Genomic DNA, 21,294 nt, shown 5'->3' with positions numbered 1-21,294 from the left:
TAAATGAGACGTTTTGAAACTGCTGATAGTAGAAGAATGGAATCTAGAGAAATGCAAGAGTTTGGAAAGCTAGTTCAAAAAAGAGCAAACGCTTGGAGAAAAGCTAATCCAGGCAAGATGGAAGCTACTAAAGAGCAAAGAAACAAACTTATTAAGAAAATTAATTCAGTATTAAAAAAAGCGAATTAGTAAAAAGCATAGGTTGTTCTAGCCAACAGCCTATGCTCACATAAAAATAAACTTACAAGGAGAATTATGAAATGAAAACATCAAATATACAAGTACGATCTGCATTTGCAAATTATTTAGTAGGAAATATTAACGAAGGTGAAGCAAGGTCATTGGGAGTAAATATTAAAGGTGGAAAAGCCTTGGTACCTAAAACCATTGCTGATGAAATTATAGGTTATGTGAAGCAAGAAAATATCTTACGTAAATATGGAAAAGTTGTAAAAGTTGATGGTAATAAGGGTTACCCAGTGCTAACAGGAAAAACGACTGTTAATATCAATTCAAGCGAACGCGAAACGAACGAAATTGAGGTAAATAGTATAGGGTTAACTGCTGAATTGTTATCTCCAGTTGAGTTCGATTCCATTTCAAGAATCAAGAAAAAATTATTAAAAACTTCACCTGTAAGTGTAAGTGATCTGGTTATTGAAGTAATAAAGCAAGAGTATCTGGAAAAAGAAATTGATTACATGATTAATGGTACAAGTGCAAAAGCTACAAATACAGGTTCATTGCTCAATAAAGCAAAGGTTTTTACACCAACAGCAACCGAACCAGTGTTAATCATTAAAGAATTGAAAAACACTCCTACAGGAAGAGTTATGAATAAATCAAGGTGGATACTCAATAAAGCCGCTCTTAAGCATGTAGAGGACTTGACACTCCCTAACGGTGAGGCGGCACTCAAAACAGTTGATACGGTAGACGGTGGAGCAAAATACTTATTACTAGGCTATTCAGCTGATTTAGTTGAAACGGTGAAAGGTTCAACTGATACAACAGCAGTGTTTTATTTTGGAGACCTATCTTCTTTCACTATTCAAGAAAATGCAGAAGGTTTAGAAGTTGAAACTTTGTATGAAAAATACGCTAACTTGAATGAAATTGGATTCAAATTGTACAACCTTCTTGACGGTAAATTAATTTATTCAGACCTGGAACCTACTGTTTATAAATTGGAGATTTAATTGTTTAATAGACTGCCTTTAAAGGCAGTCTATTCTATAAGGAGGGTAAATGTATGAAAGTCATTGAAAAGCAACTGCTTGCGCTTATGAGAGAGCATATTAGTATCACTAACAAGCCAAGGGTTATTTGAATTCGCAACTGATGAAAGAGAAAAACAATTAAAATTAACTTAGGGAGAGTTTATCACTAAAACATAATAAATCTGTTTCTTCAGATTGTAATATTTAAGATTTAAAGAACGCCCAGAGATTGATCTTAATGCTTTTTAATAAGATGTAATAGTGAATTAGAAATCGTTTATTAACGGTCTCTTTTCTTTCTCAGTCCAAAGGAATACTTGTGCATTTCTTGAACCATCGTCAATTTGTCGATTCGTTATGCAGGAATCTGCTACTTTTTGTCGAATAGTTAATAATAAGTAACTATTTGATGGAGGTAATATTATGAACGTAAAAGGTCTTTTAGAAAGAGTATTTGATAGAACGATTAAAGAAAATGCAATAGAGATTATGAATCAAAGAATACCAAATTGGAAACCAGATAAGAAGAATCCTAAAAAATTAGAGCTAAAGGAGGATTTTCTATCTCTCGTTCAGTTCATTAAGCCTGATGAAATTGAAGATTTCGTGGAAATGGCAGTTATGTCAAAAACAATTGGACTGCCTGCGTATACATATAAATTAAAAGGTTTAGACTTCTTGTTAGAAGATGAAAACCAAGAAAACGATTTATCAGAGACGGAAGTTATTGATTTTAATAATGTACTTAATTACCCTTTTAAAGGTAAATATTTATTCACTATTGAAGAAGTATCAGATACTTCAACAGAGCTGAATATGACTATCAGACTAAAAGAATATGCTGAAGTTTGGAGAAGTGGCGGGGTAAGAAATATAGACACGCTTACCGCAGTTTATAAAATAAATGTTATTTTGAGTAAGCAAAAATGTATAGTTACAATTTTCACAGGAAATCATACTGTACAAGACGTAATCAGTGAGTTTCTTGCATTCGTTCTGAAATGGCCAATTCAAAATTATAGAATAACTGAAATTACTAATCAGTCATATCAAATTGGTAATGCTAGTTTTAAGGCAGCATTATTTCTTGACTTGATATCTAATAGGTTGCAATCTAAGGGTATTTTATCAAAATTTAAAGAAATTAAGTTCAATACTAGAAATACTAGGCATAAAAATGAAGGAATTAGAAATGTAACTATAAATGGAAAAAACCTACTATCATCACAGTTAGCCTGTGAATACATTACTTTAGGTAGCGACATTCTATCGTTTAAGGTTGATATGACATTTGAAGACCTTGATTTTTCTGCATTATTTTTTTTGAAAGGAAATAATCTCGATATCTTAAAAATTGTTGTTGTTGGGCAACATGATGATAATTTTAAACAAAGGGTTGTTGATATTATTCAACAAGAATATATTGATATGTGTAACAATGGAATGATTGACATAAATTCAACAAAAAGTATTTTAGATCAAATTTATGAGAAGTTTACGAGTGGCGATAAATCAACTATTGAAGCTATACAATTATCGACCTTAAATATTATTGACTTATTAGCAGGAAATCTTGACAAGTTTGATTTTAAAGATGAAAATGTTATAGATATGATTGGAAGCTTATATTTTGAGTATAAATCTATTTTAGATAATGTCGGTTACGATGAAATACATGAAAATTTATATAAATTAAAAGAACTTTCAGGAATTGAAGAAGAAACTGAATTTCAAATTTATGATTATGATGATAACTTAGACGAAATTATAGATGAAGATATAAATGAGGATCTAGAAGAAGAAAGATCACAAAATTAGACTTTAAAGTATGGCGGGAGGGCTATGTATGTATTTACTTGAAAGTGACTGTATTATATATAAGGTAAATAAAGAAATTTCACTAGATAAATGTGAATACATCTTACCCTCTGAAAAATTGGAGATAGAAACAAAAAACTCCAAGTATATTAAATTTGTTTTTTCTTGGATTGATCCAATTAGAGCTCGTGAAAAGATTATAGCAAAAGATAGGAATAGACTGACGTTGATATATTTCTACAATAAAAAAATAATTTCTTGTTTTGGTAGTTCGGAGAGTCAAATAGGATTTGTAATTAATAAATTTGAGAGAATATTAGGAATAAAATTAGAGAAAATTGATGTCTTTAATAATTACAAAATAAAAATTAAAGCCGAACTGATTAACTTACATTTTTTTAATGATAATTCCATTAATTTAGAAAGCGAGGATTATACTCAAAAATTAAGTGTGAAGAATGCAACAGAAGCTAATCTAAAACAAATATTTTATCAACATAAAATAACATTATTAACATTTAAAGTTACTGATGATGTAAGGGGAGTTTCTTACTTTTACGTAGACAGAGGTTCAGTTGTATCTTTTCCTGATCTTATGAAAGAGGACGTTGCATATGAAATATTGCAAAGGCATTTTACGTTTCTTAAATAATTGGTGGCCGATAGGTATTCTACTTATTCCATTCGTAATATTACCGTTCATAGATTTGACAAGTATCACAAAACAAAATTTTGATAATTATAAAGAAAAAATAGAATTTATTAGTTGGACATTCGCTTCAATTATGTCATTAGTTTCCTTCTCAACATTATTTTTAGCGTATATATATGAAAATAAGTTAATAGCAGCTTCAAAAAATTTCAAATCAATTTTAACACCCTATGTTTTAACAACAGCTGAATTAAGAAGTGCTATAATTGATTATCAAAATAGTACTAGTTCTAGTAGAGAAGGTTTAATAAGGATTATCTTTGGAGGTTTTATAGTAATATCTTTTTTTTCAATGTTAATTTGGGGAGCGGCTCTTGGAGTATATACAAAATATCAATTTTCATTATACATTGATTTGACTGCTGAATCAGTACTAGTGTTCGGTATTTATATATTTTATATTATACTTATATTTATTTTGTTGTTCTTATCGATAGCAATCAAGCTGATTATTTTAAATAAAGATCCATTGGGCAAAGGTTACTTACCTATGTCTAAGTCAATATTTAATGTAAAGTTTTTAGTTGAAAATAAAGCTGACATGAATGAATTTTTTATGAAAAATCCTATTAGACTAGAGTTATTTAAGAATGTAAACAAAACAAGAAGATCTACATACGAAGTGATTTTTCATCTTCCTATATACATTGCAAACTTAAGGTATGTTATAAATATTTATAATACTGAGAGTGAAAACATTGTTACTTTTTTTGGGAAAACAAAAAATGATATTGAAGAGGAAGAGATAGGTGGGAAATACTTTTATGTAGTAACTAATAATTTTGAAGAATCTCTATATGATAGCTTGTTAAATGATAGCGGTTGTTATGGTGTATGTAAGATCTACGACACAAATTATAATCTTATTACTAGATACATACTATCGAGAAAGTTAAATAGTCAAATTAATCTAGAATTTATTTTTTTAAAAACCCTATTTACTAATATTTCAAATGATCAAGACTGGAATTTAATTAAAAATAATGAAAATGTAAATAACTTCACTAAGTATCAAAATGAATCTGGAAGAATAGACTAAAGTATTTAAAAAGTGATTCAACAAACATTTACTATCAATTCAAAAAGAAGCAATAACAATTAAATCAAAATCAAGCTTACTTGATCTATGTCTAAAAAATTGATAGAAAGAATCACCAGGGTACCGTACTTAATTAGCGGTACCTTTTCTTTTACAGTTCAAGGGTAAAATAGAAGAAAATTCGTCAATTTGACGATTCGCTATGCAGGATTTTCTAACTTTTTGTCGAAAAGGTAATTAATAGAGGGAGGTGCAAAACATGGGTAAAATGAGAGTAACTTTTGAATTGGTTAATGGTAAAAGTCATCTTTATAAAATCGATAGTGATTCAGATAAAATATACGCTCTAATTAACAATAGTCCAGATGGTTGGATTGAGCTAAACGAAGATGGAGAAACACATTATATTAAAGAAGGATCTATAGTTAGAGTTAGAGTTGAATCGGAGGCTGAATATAATGCAAAGCAAGAGAAAAGCCAAAGGGAGACTTCAAAGGCCATAAGTGAAATGAATTTCTAAGAGGTATGAAATTGATTGCCCCCCTGTCCTATAAAGATTTAGAGAGAGAGGTTTTAACAAATGGCTAGAAGCAAGTTATTAGGAGATGTTCTAGATCCAAGTGTGAATATAGAGAATATCTTATTTAGGTTAAAAGTTATATTAAGTGACTTAAACAATAGTTACATAGATCGTTGGATTCGAGGAGAATTAGAAGGCTATAAAGAAGTTGACGAGCTTCCAGAATATCGAAAGACTGAAGGTGTAGTAATGGGTACTTTCTTTGTTAATAACAGCGTAAAGTACACTAATTCCAATGTGCCACTAGAGATACTAATAGATAGTCAAAAAATTAAGGGTATAAAGACGCTTCATTTTCATGATAGTATAAATTCGATTCAAGAGCATGTAAACCGTGATGATAATTCAACTTTCGAAAAAATAATTCCTACAGCATTTTGTCACCACATCTCAAGTTATAGTTTGCAAATAGGCAGTATGAAGGTTAAAGCTTCACATACAGTTTTTAGCGGAATTATTTCTAGTGTGAAATCAAAATTAGTAGAGATAATCATGGAATTAGAAAAACAATTTGATAATATAGATGATCTCGATATAAGTCCACAATTAGATAGTCATAAGGTAGATACTAAAGAGGTAACTTATAATATTGAAAAGATAATATTTGGCGATCCAATTTCTATTGGAGATGGTAACAGAATTGAGAAATCTGATATAGGTCATATCGTAAATGGTAAAGAATGAATATTAAAATAGGTGATAAGAACAAAATTAAAAAGTCCCATATTGGCCATAAGTTTAATCAAAGAAGCAATGTTGACAAGGAGAAGTCCTTTGCCGCTAGACACCCTGTATTAATTTCAATGATTATTACATTAGTAGGAGGATTTATTTACTTGTTTTCATTCTGGGAAAGCGTAATAGCTAAAATTGAGAGTGTTTTTAAATAAACTGGGTACCGTGATTAAATTGCGGTACCTTTTTCATTTATCTAAGCCTGCCATGCTATAAATTATTAGCCGAAAAAGTGGCCGAAAACTGGCCGAAAATACATACAATTTCCTGCATTGTTTTGCAATATACCATAAAATAGAAAAAGCCTTGAAACGTTGATATAACAACATTTTCAAGGCTTTTTTGCATTCTTTATTCAGTCTATCACGATTAACGTGAGTAGAACTCGACGATAAGTGGTTCGTTAATTTCAGCAGGTAGTTCAGAACGCTCTGGTAAGCGAGTGAATGTACCTTCCATTTTGTCTGCATCGAATGAAACGTATTCTGGAACGAATGCGTTAGCTTCAAGAGCTTCTTCAACGATGTTTAGTTTTTGAGATTTTTCTCTTAAACCAATTACTTGACCAGGAGCAACACTATAAGAAGGAATATCAACACGACTTCCGTCTACAGTTATGTGACCGTGGTTTACTAATTGACGAGACTGTCTACGCGTACGCGCAAGACCTAAACGATATACAAGGTTATCTAAACGAGATTCTAATAGAATCATGAATGTTTCACCATGAATACCTTTCATTTTTCCAGCTTTGTCAAATAGGTTACGGAATTGACGTTCGTTAACTCCATACATAAAGCGAAGTTTTTGCTTCTCTTGTAATTGTAAACCATATTCAGAAAGCTTTCTGCGTTGGTTTGCACCGTGTTGACCTGGTGGGTATGGGCGTTTATCTAACTCTTTACCTGTACCAGTTAATGATATACCTAAACGACGAGACTTTTTCCATACAGGACCTGTATAGCGAGACATTGAATCTTCTCCCTTTTTTATATTAGATTTGCATAAAACAAGACAGAGTGTTCCATAATCGCTTGCCATTTTGTTTTCATGTACCATCGCTCCAGCAGCAGAGAGTTACACGATACACCTTACTTTTTCAGAAGATAAGGAACAAAATGTACAAGTCGGTGGTTCACAGAGGCTACCTTTTTTACACAAAGTTCATTATATGATTTTTTATACATGAAGTCAATAAAAAGATAACCATTATTCTGCGTATGAGAAATTTGTCCTATTTTATTGGTAGGAATATAGTAAACTTTCCTTTATAATATAAGATATCAGAATATTTAATTGTCATGTTTTGTAGTTGTCGCTCCTATAACACTTTGTCTAGATCCATATTAACTTATTATAATAGGATAGGTGAGAAAATGAAACGTAATCATTCAGTTTCCGAAGAGAGAGTTGAGAAACTATTTTCAAAAGAATTGATTTCTAGCATGCACAATCAAGAAGAATTATTAAATAAGATGGTAACAGAAATCAAACAACTCACACTTGCTAGTCATGTCGAATTATATTTGTATGATGATTGGAAAGATGACTTTGAACTTGTAAAAATAGCCTCAAATGATGAAAAATTATTCAGACGATATTTAATTTCTGATGGTATATTAAAGAAAGAAGAAAATAAAAGATATCATTCGGAGTTTAATATTTACAATGGACAAGAGACTTTTAGGCACCAATATGATTATCCTGCCTTTTTAGTAGCGTTAAATGATAATGATAGTAAAGTGGGATATATGTTGATTTCATTTGAAGCAGCATTCGATGATAACGACAATTTTTATTGTTTTTTAGAAAAAATCGCTTCAGAGATAAACGCCCTATTAAATGGATTAGATGATTATTCACAGACGATGGAACAGGCGAGTAAATATGAATTAATGTACAGGGTGACGCAAAAGTTTCATTCGACTATGAATACAAATGATGTGTTAACAGAAATTGTTGATGCTATAAAATATATATACCCGGATTTCAGTTGTAATTTATTTTTATCTCGTGATTATCAAAGTGATAAAAAATTACCTGTTAAAGAATTAATATATAACGAAGAATTTGCTGATAAATTAAGTGTGAAAGCATTTTCGACTGGAGAAATTAAAATAGAAGTGGATAAAAATAAATCGCGTTTGTTTGCACCATTGCATGGTAAACAAGGTACTTATGGTGTGTTGCAAATTACCGCCTATGATATTTCCAAGTTCCCAGAAAGTGATGTTGAATTCATAAGGCTCTTGGCAAATACAGCAGGTAATGCATTAGAGAATGCACAACTTTACCAACAATCGAATCAGTTAATAGCTGATCTACAATTAATAAATGAGATATCACATAAGTTAAATTCTAATTTACGTTTAAATGAAACAACATTATTTATGAAGCAACAATTAAAGGAATCATTTCATGCAGAAGAGATTGGTTTTGTTTTATTAAATGAAGAAGTGAGGAAATATCAAATTTTGCAAGAATCAACAGCTTTTTTTGATTCAGCAGATGCAAAGATATTTATAGATGAAATGGTGGAAATATTGAAAGAAGAACAGGATGCTATTTTTATTGGGGATTTTACGGCTAAATATCCCAATCGATCGTTCGGTTTAAAGGCAGTAATGGTTATGCCAATGATCCAGTCAGACCAGTTGAAAGGTGCAATTATCATTTTACACCCAAAACCATACTTCTTTTCATTTGAAAATTTCAAGTTAATAAAATCGATTGTCCATCACTCAACACTAGCTTTTGTTAACTCCATGCTGCGTGAACAGTTGGAGAATCTAGTTATCACGGATTATTTAACAAAACTGTATTCACGTAAGTATTTAGATGAAAAATGTAAGCAACATTTGGAAACTGATACAAAAGGAATATTCTTATTGCTTGATATAGATGATTTCAAGCAAGTCAATGATACGTATGGTCATGATGTTGGCGATGAATTGATTATCCAAGTTGCTAATATAATTATGGATGAAATAAAAAACGTAGGTTTTTCAGCTAGGTGGGGTGGTGAGGAATTGGCAGTTTACTTACCTGAATGCAACTTAAAAAAAGGCATGGAAGTTGCTTCTACACTTGTTAAAGTAATTGAAATTAGTAGCCATCCTAAGATAACGGTATCGATAGGTATAGCTTGTTGGGATCAAAACAATCCTGAAAATATGAATAATATTTTTGATAGAGCGGATCGATCTTTATACGAGGCGAAACGTCTTGGTAAAAATGGAGTAGCTAAAATCTAAAAGAAAGGCCTTATATCAGATGATATAAGGCCTTTCTTTTAGATATAACGCTGCATAACTGCAACAAATTTTTCGAGGTATTCTTGATCAAGTTGATCAAATCGATCTAGGTGTGGGCTGTCAATATCTAATACACCTATCACTTCTTCATTTACTATGAGTGGAACAACAATTTCGGATTGGCTTGCTGCATCACATGCAATATGTCCTGGGAACGCATTTACATCTGCAATTCTTTGCGTTTTACGCTCGCTAACCGCCGTGCCACAAACACCTTTCCCAACTTTAATTCTCACACAAGCTGGAAGTCCTTGAAATGGTCCTAAAACAAGCTCGTTTTCTCTTAGTAGATAAAAACCAACCCAATTTATTTCTTTTAAAAACTGATTTAATAGTGCTGTTGCGTTTGATAAATTAGCTATTAAATCTTTTTCATCTTCTATTAATGCTTCTACTTGCTTAAGTAAAAGTTGGTAGTCTTTTTCGCGTGATAGTCTGTCCTTTTCAACAGTATACATATAATTCATCCCCCAATATGGCTTTTTCCTATAAAAAATAGTATAGCTTACTGGGATGATGTAAGGCAATTGATATGAAAGAAAAAAGAAGATAATGTCATTATGTTACGTATAGGAGAGAAGAAAATAAAGAAAAATGTCAATTTGATAAATAATTTGATTTTTTTTAGCAAAACAGACGTGTAACATGGTATCATAAGATTAATACATATTATTTTAATAATTTGGTAATTTATTGCATGAGCTATTGTGAAATATGAGAAGACTTTTATTAATATAGATTGTTATTTGTTTAAGGGGGATTAACATGGTGGCCTACATCATAGGGGTTATTCTCGTTGTAATTGCATTGGTAATTGTGGGTTTAATATTACGAAAACGCATATATGATGAAGTAGATAAGCATGAAAGCTGGAAAATGGATATCATGAACCGTAATGTGACAACGGAATTACAAAGAGTGAAAAGTCTAAACTTATCTGGAGAGACACAGGAAAAATTTGAAGGTTGGAAAGTTAGTTGGGATCAAATCTTAACGAGAGAACTGCCGGATATTGAAGAGTTCCTGTTAGATGCTGAAGAAGCAGCCGACAGATTTCGTGTTTCAGAAGCTAAGAAAAACTTGAAAACTGTAGAACAAGTTCTACAAAAAATTGAATTAACTATTGAAGAAATGTTTGTTGAGCTAGATCAATTACTTGATTCTGAAAAGCAAAGTCGTAAAGAAGTTGAGGAAGTACAACCACAGATTAAACATTTACGAAGAGAACTATTGCAAAATCGTCATCTATACGGAAAAGCTGAAGTTCGGTTTGAAGTAGAAATTAATGCATTGCAACAACTGTTAGATCGGTATTTTTCTGCCATTGATTTAGGTAATTATTTTGAGGCAAAACAATTTGTTGAAGATTTAAAAACAGATTTAAATCAGTTAACAATAAAAATAGAAGAGTTTCCGATCATTTATAAAAAATGCAATCGAGAATTACCTGAACAAATTCGTGAACTGTTAATAGGTGTAAAAGAAATGAAGGAACAAGGTTATCGAATTGAACATTTGGGTTTTGAAAAAGAATTAATTAGTTACCAAAATGAATTAGAAAAATGCGTAAAACAACTGGAAAATGGTGATGTTGAAGAAATTCCTGAGTTATTGCTATCATTTGATGAAAGAGTTAATGAAATTTACGCTTTATTAGAGAAAGAAGCACAAGCAAAGTCTTATATCGAAAAACATCTTATTAATTTCAAAAAATTAATAGAGGAAGTAACAGTTGACTTTGATGCAACAAATGAAGAAGTAGAAATTTTACAACAGACCTATTACTTAGAAGAAAGTGATCTAGAACTATATTCGAATCTAGAAAAATGGATCCATCAATTACAACGACAGCTTGAACAGATGGAAACAGATTTGAAAAGTGAAAAACTGACATATGTTGCACTTCGTGATCAATTAGAAACAAGCTATAAGGACTTGCAACAGTTGCAGGCGTCTCATCAAGATTTCAAAGAACAAGTCCGTACAATCCGTAAAGATGAGTTGGAAGCCAAAAAGAAAGTTGCGGAACTAAAAAGGAATTTGTTTGATACAAACAAAAAGCTGCAAAAGAGTAATATACCAGGAGTCCCGACATTTTTGTGGAATAGATTAGACGAAGCGACAACAAAAAGTAATCTTGTAATGGAAAACCTTTCAAAACAACCACTTGATATGGGCCAAGTACAACATGTGTTAATTGAAGCAGAAACTTCTGTACAAACAATGATTGAAGATACTAATTTGTTACTTGAACAAGCATACTTAGTTGAAACAGTTATTCAATACGCAAATCGTTACCGTAGTAAATATCCATTACTGGCTGTAAAGTTGGCAGAATCAGAAAAACAGTTTCGAGAGTATGCTTATGAAGGTGCACTTGAGACAGCTGCAAATGCTTTGGAAGAAATTGAACCAGGTGCATTAAAGCGTTTAGAAACATTCATACAAGTGCCAAGTTAGAGAGGGAAATTAAAATGAACATCAAGAAATGGCTGGTTATAGGACTTAGTAGTACAGCAATAATTATTTGGGTGTTGTTTTTCATGATTTTAATTGGAAGAGATGCTCCAGAATTAACTGCTAAACAACACACAACTGCTGTTCGAGAAGAAGTTGCTCTAAGTAGTCAAACCAATAGATTTAATCAAGTAGATCAACCTAAAAGCGAGCAAACAGACATGTTAGATGAAAGTATGGATTTTGAAGAGAATAGAGAAGATCAACTTGCAAAAAGTACAGCTATAGATCAAGAAATATTATATGATTTCGAAACAGGTAATGGTGTATCTATTGATGCATTGTTGGCTGCTTTAAATATCGGAGAAGAATAAATTAGTAAGTTCTTGTTTTATGATGCCCCTTGCTATGGCTAGTAAGGGGCTTTTAATTGCTCTTTTTAAACGAATCGTTGTCTTTCCAATGTGGACGAACTATGTTAAGATATTTCAATGCAAAAAGGTAAATAAGGAGACTCACAATGATTTATTTTGATAATAGCGCTACAACAAAGCCATATAAAGAAGTATTGGATAGTTTTAACCAGGTTTCAAAACAATTTTATGGTAATCCATCGTCCATTCATCGTTTCGGTATTGAGGCAGGAACATTGCTACGTAAAGCACAAATACAAGCTGCTTCTATTCTTTCTGTTGATCAAAGTGAGATTATTTTCACTTCTGGTGGAACCGAAGGAAATAATACTGCAATAAAAGGGATTGCTTTAGCACATCAAAATCATGGAAAGCATATAATTACAACACAAATTGAGCATCCTTCTGTTATGGAAGCTTGTGAATCATTAGAAACATTAGGCTTTAAAGTTACCTATTTACCTGTTAATTCCGAGGGGATTTTAGAAATTGATGATGTGAAAGCAGCTCTAACAAAGGAAACAATCTTAATAAGTGTGATGCATGTTAACAATGAGTTAGGAACAGTTCAGCCAATTAAGGCTATTGGACAACTTGTAAAAGATATACCTACTACCTATTTTCATGTTGATGATGTTCAAGGATTCGGAAAAATCCCTTTGCACTTAGCGAATAGTGGGATTGATTTATGGACTATTTCCGGTCACAAGTTCCATGGTTTAAAAGGAACCGGATTATTATATGTAAAAAAAGGTACGCACCTTTTCCCGTTGCTTCATGGCGGCCACCAACAAATGAATTATCGGTCTGGCACCGAGAATTTGGCTGGGATAGTCTCTTTAGTCAAAGCAATGCGTCTAATTAAAGAGAAGGAAGAAACGGATCATACGCACATATATAAACTAAACAAACAATTACGAGATGAGTTAGAGATGATTCCTTCTATTAAAATTAACACAGTAGAAAATCAAGCACCACATATTTTAAATATTTCAATACCGGGTTATAAACCTGAGGTAGTGATTCACGCATTAGGTGAGCGAGATATATTTATCTCAACTAAATCAGCATGTTCATCGAAAAAACCAGATGAAAGTGCAATTTTAAAGGCTGCAGGTTTTTCTCATAATAGAACGACATCAGCACTGAGGATTAGCTTGTCTTATCAAAACACGAAAGAAGAGGTCGAACTATTTAGTAGATCTCTAAGAAAAGTGTTACAACAATTGAGTAAAGTAATGGGGTAGATAAAATGTTATATGACCATATATTAATACGCTATGGCGAGTTGGCTTTAAAAGGTAAAAACAGAAAGATTTTTATATATCAACTACATGAAAATATAAGAAATAAACTACAAGGATTTCCCAAAATAACAATTAAAAATGCGCGGGATCGTATGTCGATTATGCTGAATGGGGAAGATCCGCAGAAAATAATGGACAAATGCAAATATATTTTTGGAATTCAAAGTTTGAGTATAGCGATAAAAGTAGAAAACGAACCCGATCAAATTAAAGAAGCAGCATTATTTGCTTTAAATGAAGCGGAAAGTGTTAAAACGTTTAAAATAACCACGAAGAGGGCAAATAAAGATTTTCCGATTGGTTCTCAAGAGTTTAATCATGTTGTAGGTTCACATTTATTAACGAATACGGAAGATTACACAGTCGATGTGCATCATCCTGATGTAGAAGTGCATCTTGACATTCGCAATGACGCCACATATATCACATCGCAAAGAACAAAAGGTGCTGGTGGATTACCAGTAGGAACTGCTGGTAAGTCATTGTTACTATTATCTGGTGGTATTGACAGTCCAGTTGCTGGTTACTTAACGATGCAAAGAGGTGTACATGTAGAGGCTATACACTTTCATTCACCTCCATTTACAAGTGAAGCAGCAAAACAAAAAGTGTTGGATTTAGCAGCTGAGTTAGCAAATTACGGTAAGAAAATAACTGTTCATATTGTCCCTTTTACGACATTACAACAGAAGATCCATCGAGAAATACCTCACGGTTATTCGATGACAGTCATGCGAAGAATGATGATGCTTATAAGTGAAAAAATTGCTAAAAGAGAAGGAATCTTATCGATAACAACAGGAGATAGTTTAGGACAGGTTGCGAGTCAGACGATGGAAAGTATGCACGCTATCAATGATGTCACGCGCTATCCGATATTACGTCCTTTAATTGCAATGGATAAAGATAAAATTATCACAATTGCTGAGAGAATCGGCACGTATGGTATTTCAATTCGTCCATTTGAAGACTGTTGTACAGTATTTGTACCTAAAGCACCTAAAACAAAACCAAAGCTTGATAAAGTGGTTTATTTTGAGGAGCAAATGGATGTAGAAAAAGATATCCAAGACATTCTAGATAATATTGAAGTAATCACGATATCTACTAATTCAAAAGAGACGGATCCCATGACAGATCTGTTTTAAATAAACTACACGCAAATTTAGGTGATAGATGAAACAACTACCAGTTTTTTTTTAGTATTGATTTCTCCTTTGTGCACATTCTATAGATGTACCACAGAGGAGGTGAAGAAGTCATGGCAAGTAACAACAACAGTTCAAACAATTTAGTAGTACCAGGCGTTAGTCAAGCGTTAGACCAAATGAAATATGAAATTGCGCAAGAGTTTGGTGTAAGTCTTGGAGCTGATACTACTTCTCGTGCTAACGGTTCAGTTGGTGGAGAAATCACTAAGCGTCTAGTTCAAATGGCCGAACAACAAATGAGCGGACAATCACAACAATCATAATAATAAATGGCATAAACATGAGTAGTGCTCAATCTGAGCACTACTCTTTTCAATATCACAAAAATTTGATATCTTTTATATAAGGAACTTCTCTAGAAATCATCCTATGAGCTATTTAAAAATGGAGCAAGGCAATCAGAGGGAGAATCAGTTAATGGGTACATTATGGTATGGTGGTACTATTTATACAATGAAAGAAGAAGGAGAAATTGTAGAAGCTATTTACACTGAAAATGGTGAAATTATTGCAGGAGATCAAATACATATTTTAAAAGAGAAGTATGCGATGTTTATTACAGACTATCAAGATTTAAAGGGGAATGTGATGTTTCCAGGTTTTGTTGATAGTCACTTACATATTATTGGACATGGTGAAAAAATAATTCATTTGGATCTATCAAAGATGACTAGTCCAGAACAAGTATTAGTTGCTGTTAAAGAGCGTATTCATGTATTAGATGAGGGTGTCTGGCTGATAGGGGAAGGTTGGAATGAAAACCAATGGGAAGACCCACGTGTTATAAATAAAACAGAACTAGATGAAATTACTACAAATCATCCAATTATGTTAACGAGAGTTTGTCGACACGCTATAATTGCTAATTCGAAAGCAATGGAATTAGCAAATGTGGATAAAGAAGTCATGGATCCACAAGGTGGTAAAGTCATCCGTGATAAATCTGGAGAGTTAACCGGTTACTTTTTGGATAACGCACAGGATATGGTTAAACAAGCTATCCCAGATATTTCAGAAAAAGAATTAAGGAATTTAGTTACTACTTCAGTTGATGATTTATTGCGACTAGGATTAGTGGGTGGGCACAGTGAAGATCTGGCCTACTATGGTGTCGATAGCTTTCAGAAAACATGGCAAGCATTTCACGCAGGGATAGATGGAATGGCTCGAAAGTTTCGCGCACATTTACTTGTTCATCATGAAGTAATTGAGGATATGGATGAACAAGGTTTAGGGTATGGTTCTGGTAATAAGTATGTCTCGCTTGGTGCAATGAAGATTTTCTCTGATGGAGCGTTAGGTGGTCGAACCGCTTGGCTGCAAGAAGCCTATTCAGATGATAAAACAAATTATGGTATCGCTATCCATAGATCAGAAAATATTGAAATCCTAATCAAACGAGCACGGCAACTAGAAATGCCCATTGCAGTCCATGCGATAGGGGATCAAGCTATTTTAACAATTGCAAAACTACTTGCAAAATTTCCGTTGAAAAATGCTAGAAGAGACCGTATTATTCATTCTTTAGTAATAAATCCTGGTGTCATAAATGCACTAAAACAAATAAATGTAGTTTTAGATATACAACCTACATTTGTAGCTTCCGATTTCCCGTGGGTGATTGAAAGATTAGGAAAAGTACGAGCAAATAATTCCTATCCATGGAAGACATTTTTACAAGAAGGAATTCCTTGCGCAGCAGGATCAGATGCACCAATTGAAGAGGTTGATCCTTTATTAGGTATTGAGGCATTTGTCTTACGTAAATCAAGTTTAGATGGTGCTATTTATAATGAAAAAGAACAACTATCTATTTATGAGGCAGTTTCCTTATATACGAAAGGTAGTGCATATGTTATTAATCACGAACACGATCGTGGTATTATTGCGTCAGGTTATGTAGCTGACTTTACAATATTTGATCAGGATCTATTTAAGGTGGACAAGGAATCAATTCGAAATATTAAAGTTGAAAAGACAGTAGTGGATGGAACAATTGTGTATCAGCGTAAATAACAAAAAAACAGCTATGTAGCTGTTTTTTTTGGTTTCACTTATACATATAAGCTATATTATAAATATAGTTGTTTTAATCGATCGAAATAACTGTTTTGCGATAATTGTAGCGTTTGAATTGTTTTACTGCTCATTGAAAATGAAATATCTCTAATATTACGTATGGAATAGGCTTCATTGTCTAATCCAATAACAGGATAATCATTACCATCCTGCAGTATTTCTAATCGTAGTTTCTTATTTTCTCCTAATACTAATGGAGACCCTAATGTTCGATATTTATTATTGTTTATTGAAGCAAGTTCTGTTACTTGAAAACAAGAGATATTAGGGTCTACAATAGCCCCTAAAACAGACTTATTGTACCCGGTACTACCAGTTGGTGTAGCTACAATTAAGCCATCTCCCCTAAAACGTTCAAAGTAACTATCGTTAATGTAGACATCAATCACAATTGTTTTAATAATAGAAGACCTTACACTAGCTTCGTTTAAACAATAGAATGGAGCCTCACCATTTATGGAGACTTCGATAAGCGGAAACTTTTGTACTTTGGTGTCCATAGAAGTTAGTGCGTTGAACATCTCTTGGACAGACTCTAGTGAAAAGTCCTCATATAGACCAATCTCATTTCCGATAGATAAACCAACATATAAGCAATTATCAAGAAAACCAGTATGACGAACACCTTGTAAATATGTGCCATCATCCCCGATACAAACGATAATATCTGCATCTTGATAATTTTTTACAATTGAAAATCCATTCTCATCACTAGCTTGAAATAATTTTATTAAATTGTCTTTTGAAACGCTCTCTTTTGGATAATAAAAATAAATACTTCTATTGCTTGGCATAAAATTCCTCCTACATGTAACTACTATCTATTTTACTTATAGCCATTTTCAACCAATTTTAAACACGTTATATGGTTTAGGATATTGTTTGATCGCCATACTGTTACTATGGAGGTGTTTTAGAATATGATTGCCATAATAATAATTATCTTAGTAATTTCACTTATACTAATAATTGTAATGAGCCTTTTTATTAATGTAAAACTTAATATGACATGTAGCCAAGAAACAATTGCAGGTACTATCATTATACATATAGCGGGAATAAAAATATATGATAGAGATATCGAAATAGCCTTAAAAGAAGTATTAGAGGACGTAAATATAGATTTATCAGAGTCAATACGATCATTTGTTAATCAATCACAAGAAAAAATAGCACCTCGAATAAAGTTTTATCAAAAAAAACAACGATTTCAAAAAGTGATCAGAAAAAGATTGAAAAAAGTCACGATTCATACCTTTAATTGGGAAACTACGATTGGTACTGCTGAAGCAACTAGTACAGGAATATTATCTGGACTTTGTTGGACAGTAAAAGAATGTATTGGAGGACTTTTAACGCAATTTGTATTGATGAAGAATAGTCCAGAATTTAAAGTAACACCGTTGTTTCAACAAAGATTAGTTGAGTCAGATTGTACATGTATTTTTTCTATGCGACTAGGTCAAGCTATTTATACCATGATGCAAATCGGAAAATGGAATAGAAAAGTTACCAGTCAACAAGATTGAAACTGTATGAGGAGGCAATTATATGACTAATCCACATCCTATTGAAGGACTAATGTCAACAGCAATGGAAAGCTTAAAAGCAATGGTAGATGTAAATACGATAGTAGGTGAGCCTATTGAGTCACCAGATGGAAGTATTATTATCCCAATATCAAAAGTAGGCTTTGGTTTTGCCGCTGGTGGTAGTGAATTTGGAAAAAGTGAATCTAAAAATGATGAAGAAGATTCTAATAAAAGGCCGTTTGGAGGAGGTAGCGGTGGAGGTGTTACTATAACTCCTGTTGCCTTCTTAGTAGCAAATAAACAAGGTGTAGAAATGATCCATTTAGATCAACAGACACACCTATATGAAAAATTAGTAGATGTTGCACCACAAGCACTAGAAAAAATAAAAGATATGCTTTCGAATAATGGAAAGTCGAAGGAATCAGATAAATAATTATATTGCTAGACATATCACGAGAATGCCTTCATAATATTGATGGCATTCTTTTTTTACATATTATTAGAGATAAAGATTGGACTTAATTGGATTTTAGATAGGAAGGAAGAGATTTATATGGCTCAGGAAAATGTCGAAAAGCATTTTAAACTATTAGATGAAATGGTTGAATATATACAAGAAAAAATGAATGTAACGTATATTGAAGGATTGACAATCGGTTTAGAGTATATTGTTACGGAAGTAGCTCCATCTAGTATAACAAAGGAAGTTCAGGAGAAAATAGATAAAAAAATTAAATTCTTCACTTTTGAAGCATTAAATAAAGAAGAAATTCGCAAGGTTATACAGTTAACGATTTTAAAAGGTATGAAAGGCGCAACACAACAGCAACATTTAATCACGCCAGATACTGTCGCGATGTTTATTGGTTATGTCGCCCAAAAATTAATAGGATCAAAAGAAAAACTACGCGTTTTTGATCCAGCTTCAGGTTCAGCTAATTTATTAATGGCAGTATTAAACCAATTAACGATGAACAAACAAGCTTACGGAAGTGAAATTGATACGACACTCATTCAGTTAAGCTTAATGAGTGCAAATTTACAACGGACTGAAGTAGAGTTTTTCCATCAAGACAGTTTGCAACCATTTTTACTAGAACCAGTTGACTTAATTGTATCTGATTTACCGGTAGGGTATTATCCCGATGATGTTAGGTCAAGTCAATTTAAGTTGAATGCAACAAAAGGACATGCTTATTCGCATCATCTTTTAATGGAACAAAGTATTCATTATACAAAAGAAGGCGGCTATTTACTTTTTGTAATACCTAATTTCTTATTTGATAGTGATCAAGCAGACAAACTACATGTTTATTTACAACAAGAAGTACACATTATTGGTTTGTTACAGTTACCATTAAGTATATTCCGTGATGAAAATCAAGCAAAAAGTATCTTGATTTTACAGAAAAAAGGAGAAGCTACGAAGGCACCAAAAGAAACGTTACTTGCACAGTTACCATCTTTTAAAGATGTACGTGCTACTGAACAAATTGTTGAAAAGATGAATCAATGGTTTAAAAATGAAGGATATTAATTGTTAGAAAATAAGAAATTCGACCTGGAAACGCTAACAATGTAGGTTCATGTTGCAATTTGACTGCAGACTTAGTTAGAATAGTATTGGATGTATTAAAAGATAATAATGTGAGTTGAAAGGAATGGATTATTTTGAGTAACGTATTAGCAATTAATGCTGGTAGCTCTTCATTAAAATTTCAATTGATCGATATGCCAGAAGAGAATGTTTTAGCAAAAGGTTTAGTAGAACGAATCGGAATTAATGATTCTGAAATAACTATTGAATTTGGTGATGAAAAGGATAGTACAATAACGGATATTCCTGATCATGAAGAAGCAGTTAAACTACTGTTAGAAAAATTAAAGGCATCCGGTGTGATTAAGTCACTTGATGAGATTGATGGAATTGGTCACAGAGTTGTTCACGGCGGAGAACGTTTTACTGATTCAGTACCAATAACTGCTGAAGTTATTAAAGAAATTGAAGAAGTATCAGAATTAGCACCACTTCACAACCCTGCTAATCTAACAGGTATCCGAGCATTTATAGATATTTTACCAAACGTACCATCTGTTGCTGTTTTTGATACGGCTTTTCATCAAACAATGCCAATGCAGTCTTATTTATATAGCCTTCCATATGAATATTATGAAAAGTATGGTATTAGAAAATACGGATTTCATGGTACGTCACATAAGTATGTCTCGGAACGAGCAGCAGATTTAATGGGTGTACCTGCTGATCAGTTACGTCTTATTTCTTGTCATCTAGGTAATGGTGCAAGTATTGCGGCAATTGAAAATGGTGAATCAATTGATACATCAATGGGCTTTACACCGCTTGCTGGTGTAACAATGGGGACGCGTTCTGGTAACATTGACCCTGCATTAGTTCCATACATTATGGACAAAACAGGAAAGTCAGTTAATGAAGTATTACAAGTACTTAATAAAGAAAGTGGTATGTTAGCATTGTCTGGTTTTTCTAGTGATCTACGCGATATCCAAGAAAAAGCAGAAAGTGGCGATGAACGCGCAGAACTTGCACTTAAAATATTTGCAGACCGTATTCATAAATTCATCGGTTCTTATGCAGCTAGGATGAAGGGTGTAGATGCTATCATCTTCACGGCAGGTGTAGGTGAGAATAGTGCGGAAGTCCGTCAGCGTGTATTAGATGGTTTAGAGTTTATGGGTGTTTATTGGGATCCGGCATTAAACAACATACGTGGAAAAGAAGCATTTGTAAATTACCCGCATTCACCAGTTAAAGTTATTGTTATTCCAACAAATGAAGAAGTAATGATTGCAAGAGATGTTATGCGTTTAGGATAACTATAGTTAAAGCTAGTA

At 32.7% G+C, this 21,294-nt stretch carries 21 protein-coding genes; 18 read left to right on the top strand and 3 right to left on the bottom strand.

What is annotated here, in order from left to right:
* Positions 1-3: 3 nt before the first annotated feature.
* From D2K60_RS18725 to D2K60_RS18695, 7 genes are all read left to right on the top strand, one after another.
* Positions 4-189 (top strand): hypothetical protein, encoded by a 186-nt coding sequence (locus D2K60_RS18725; protein WP_117170587.1) that lies wholly within the window; start codon positions 4-6, stop codon positions 187-189.
* Positions 190-260: 71 nt separating this feature from the next.
* Complete coding sequence (locus tag D2K60_RS18720; protein ID WP_117170586.1) at positions 261-1,199, top strand: phage major capsid protein; 939 nt, start codon at positions 261-263, stop codon at positions 1,197-1,199.
* Positions 1,200-1,643: 444 nt separating this feature from the next.
* Positions 1,644-3,038, top strand: coding sequence for a hypothetical protein (locus tag D2K60_RS18715; RefSeq protein WP_205418622.1), 1,395 nt, complete (start codon positions 1,644-1,646; stop codon positions 3,036-3,038).
* A gap of 28 nt (positions 3,039-3,066) precedes the next feature.
* Positions 3,067-3,690, top strand: coding sequence for a hypothetical protein (locus D2K60_RS18710; RefSeq protein WP_117170585.1), 624 nt, complete (start codon positions 3,067-3,069; stop codon positions 3,688-3,690).
* Positions 3,653-4,789 carry a hypothetical protein gene (locus D2K60_RS18705; RefSeq protein ID WP_117170584.1) on the top strand — a complete coding sequence of 379 codons (1,137 nt, stop codon included), beginning with the start codon at positions 3,653-3,655 and terminating at the stop codon, positions 4,787-4,789. Before D2K60_RS18710 ends, D2K60_RS18705 begins: the two co-directional genes overlap by 38 nt.
* Positions 4,790-5,048: 259 nt before the next feature.
* Positions 5,049-5,309, top strand: a complete 261-nt coding sequence (locus tag D2K60_RS18700) for a hypothetical protein (RefSeq protein ID WP_117170583.1) — start codon at positions 5,049-5,051, stop codon at positions 5,307-5,309.
* A gap of 60 nt (positions 5,310-5,369) precedes the next feature.
* Positions 5,370-6,053 carry an AbiTii domain-containing protein gene (locus tag D2K60_RS18695; RefSeq protein WP_117170582.1) on the top strand — a complete coding sequence of 228 codons (684 nt, stop codon included), beginning with the start codon at positions 5,370-5,372 and terminating at the stop codon, positions 6,051-6,053.
* Between the two features lie 420 nt (positions 6,054-6,473).
* Here D2K60_RS18695 and rpsD read toward each other — a convergent pair whose 3' ends face one another.
* Positions 6,474-7,076 (bottom strand): 30S ribosomal protein S4, encoded by a 603-nt coding sequence (gene rpsD, locus D2K60_RS18685; RefSeq protein ID WP_117170580.1) that lies wholly within the window; start codon positions 7,074-7,076, stop codon positions 6,474-6,476.
* A 404-nt stretch (positions 7,077-7,480) separates the two neighbouring features.
* Between rpsD and D2K60_RS18680 the strand changes: the two genes are divergently transcribed.
* Positions 7,481-9,358, top strand: a complete 1,878-nt coding sequence (locus D2K60_RS18680) for a sensor domain-containing diguanylate cyclase (RefSeq protein WP_240335350.1) — start codon at positions 7,481-7,483, stop codon at positions 9,356-9,358.
* A gap of 38 nt (positions 9,359-9,396) precedes the next feature.
* Here the strand turns inward: D2K60_RS18680 and D2K60_RS18675 are convergent, their stop codons facing one another.
* On the bottom strand, positions 9,397-9,876 hold the full coding sequence (locus tag D2K60_RS18675) for a GAF domain-containing protein (RefSeq protein ID WP_117170579.1): 480 nt from the start codon (positions 9,874-9,876) through the stop codon (positions 9,397-9,399).
* A 307-nt stretch (positions 9,877-10,183) separates the two neighbouring features.
* On the opposite strand from D2K60_RS18675, the gene ezrA reads away from it, so the two are divergent.
* From ezrA to D2K60_RS18645, 6 genes are all read left to right on the top strand, one after another.
* Complete coding sequence (gene ezrA, locus D2K60_RS18670) at positions 10,184-11,878, top strand: septation ring formation regulator EzrA (protein ID WP_117170578.1); 1,695 nt, start codon at positions 10,184-10,186, stop codon at positions 11,876-11,878.
* Positions 11,879-11,892: 14 nt separating this feature from the next.
* The gene (locus D2K60_RS18665; RefSeq protein WP_117170577.1) at positions 11,893-12,249 is read left to right on the top strand and encodes a hypothetical protein; all 357 of its coding nucleotides are present in this window, start codon (positions 11,893-11,895) and stop codon (positions 12,247-12,249) included.
* A gap of 146 nt (positions 12,250-12,395) precedes the next feature.
* Positions 12,396-13,535: a cysteine desulfurase family protein gene (locus D2K60_RS18660; RefSeq protein ID WP_117170576.1), complete on the top strand. Its 1,140-nt coding sequence runs from the start codon at positions 12,396-12,398 to the stop codon at positions 13,533-13,535.
* Positions 13,536-13,540: 5 nt separating this feature from the next.
* Complete coding sequence (gene thiI / locus D2K60_RS18655) at positions 13,541-14,743, top strand: tRNA uracil 4-sulfurtransferase ThiI (protein ID WP_117170575.1); 1,203 nt, start codon at positions 13,541-13,543, stop codon at positions 14,741-14,743.
* Between the two features lie 113 nt (positions 14,744-14,856).
* Positions 14,857-15,069, top strand: coding sequence for an alpha/beta-type small acid-soluble spore protein (locus tag D2K60_RS18650; protein WP_112181622.1), 213 nt, complete (start codon positions 14,857-14,859; stop codon positions 15,067-15,069).
* A gap of 154 nt (positions 15,070-15,223) precedes the next feature.
* Positions 15,224-16,822, top strand: coding sequence for an amidohydrolase (locus tag D2K60_RS18645; protein WP_117170574.1), 1,599 nt, complete (start codon positions 15,224-15,226; stop codon positions 16,820-16,822).
* Positions 16,823-16,878: 56 nt separating this feature from the next.
* On the opposite strand, the gene D2K60_RS18640 is transcribed toward D2K60_RS18645, so the two are convergent.
* Positions 16,879-17,679 carry an NAD kinase gene (locus D2K60_RS18640; protein ID WP_117170573.1) on the bottom strand — a complete coding sequence of 267 codons (801 nt, stop codon included), beginning with the start codon at positions 17,677-17,679 and terminating at the stop codon, positions 16,879-16,881.
* A 126-nt stretch (positions 17,680-17,805) separates the two neighbouring features.
* On the opposite strand from D2K60_RS18640, the gene D2K60_RS18635 reads away from it, so the two are divergent.
* From D2K60_RS18635 to D2K60_RS18620, 4 genes are all read left to right on the top strand, one after another.
* A complete protein-coding gene (locus tag D2K60_RS18635; RefSeq protein WP_117170572.1) occupies positions 17,806-18,414 on the top strand; it encodes a DUF2953 domain-containing protein in 609 nt (202 codons plus the stop codon).
* Positions 18,415-18,436: 22 nt separating this feature from the next.
* Positions 18,437-18,853, top strand: coding sequence for a GerW family sporulation protein (gene ytfJ, locus D2K60_RS18630; RefSeq protein WP_117170571.1), 417 nt, complete (start codon positions 18,437-18,439; stop codon positions 18,851-18,853).
* A gap of 120 nt (positions 18,854-18,973) precedes the next feature.
* The gene (locus tag D2K60_RS18625; protein ID WP_117170570.1) at positions 18,974-19,957 is read left to right on the top strand and encodes a class I SAM-dependent methyltransferase; all 984 of its coding nucleotides are present in this window, start codon (positions 18,974-18,976) and stop codon (positions 19,955-19,957) included.
* Between the two features lie 134 nt (positions 19,958-20,091).
* On the top strand, positions 20,092-21,276 hold the full coding sequence (locus tag D2K60_RS18620; protein WP_117170569.1) for an acetate kinase: 1,185 nt from the start codon (positions 20,092-20,094) through the stop codon (positions 21,274-21,276).
* Positions 21,277-21,294 lie beyond the last annotated feature (18 nt).

It is taken from the genome of Paraliobacillus sediminis (genome assembly GCF_003426055.1).
Note: the sequence above shows the minus strand (reverse complement) of the source record. Positions and strands in the feature narration are given on the sequence as shown.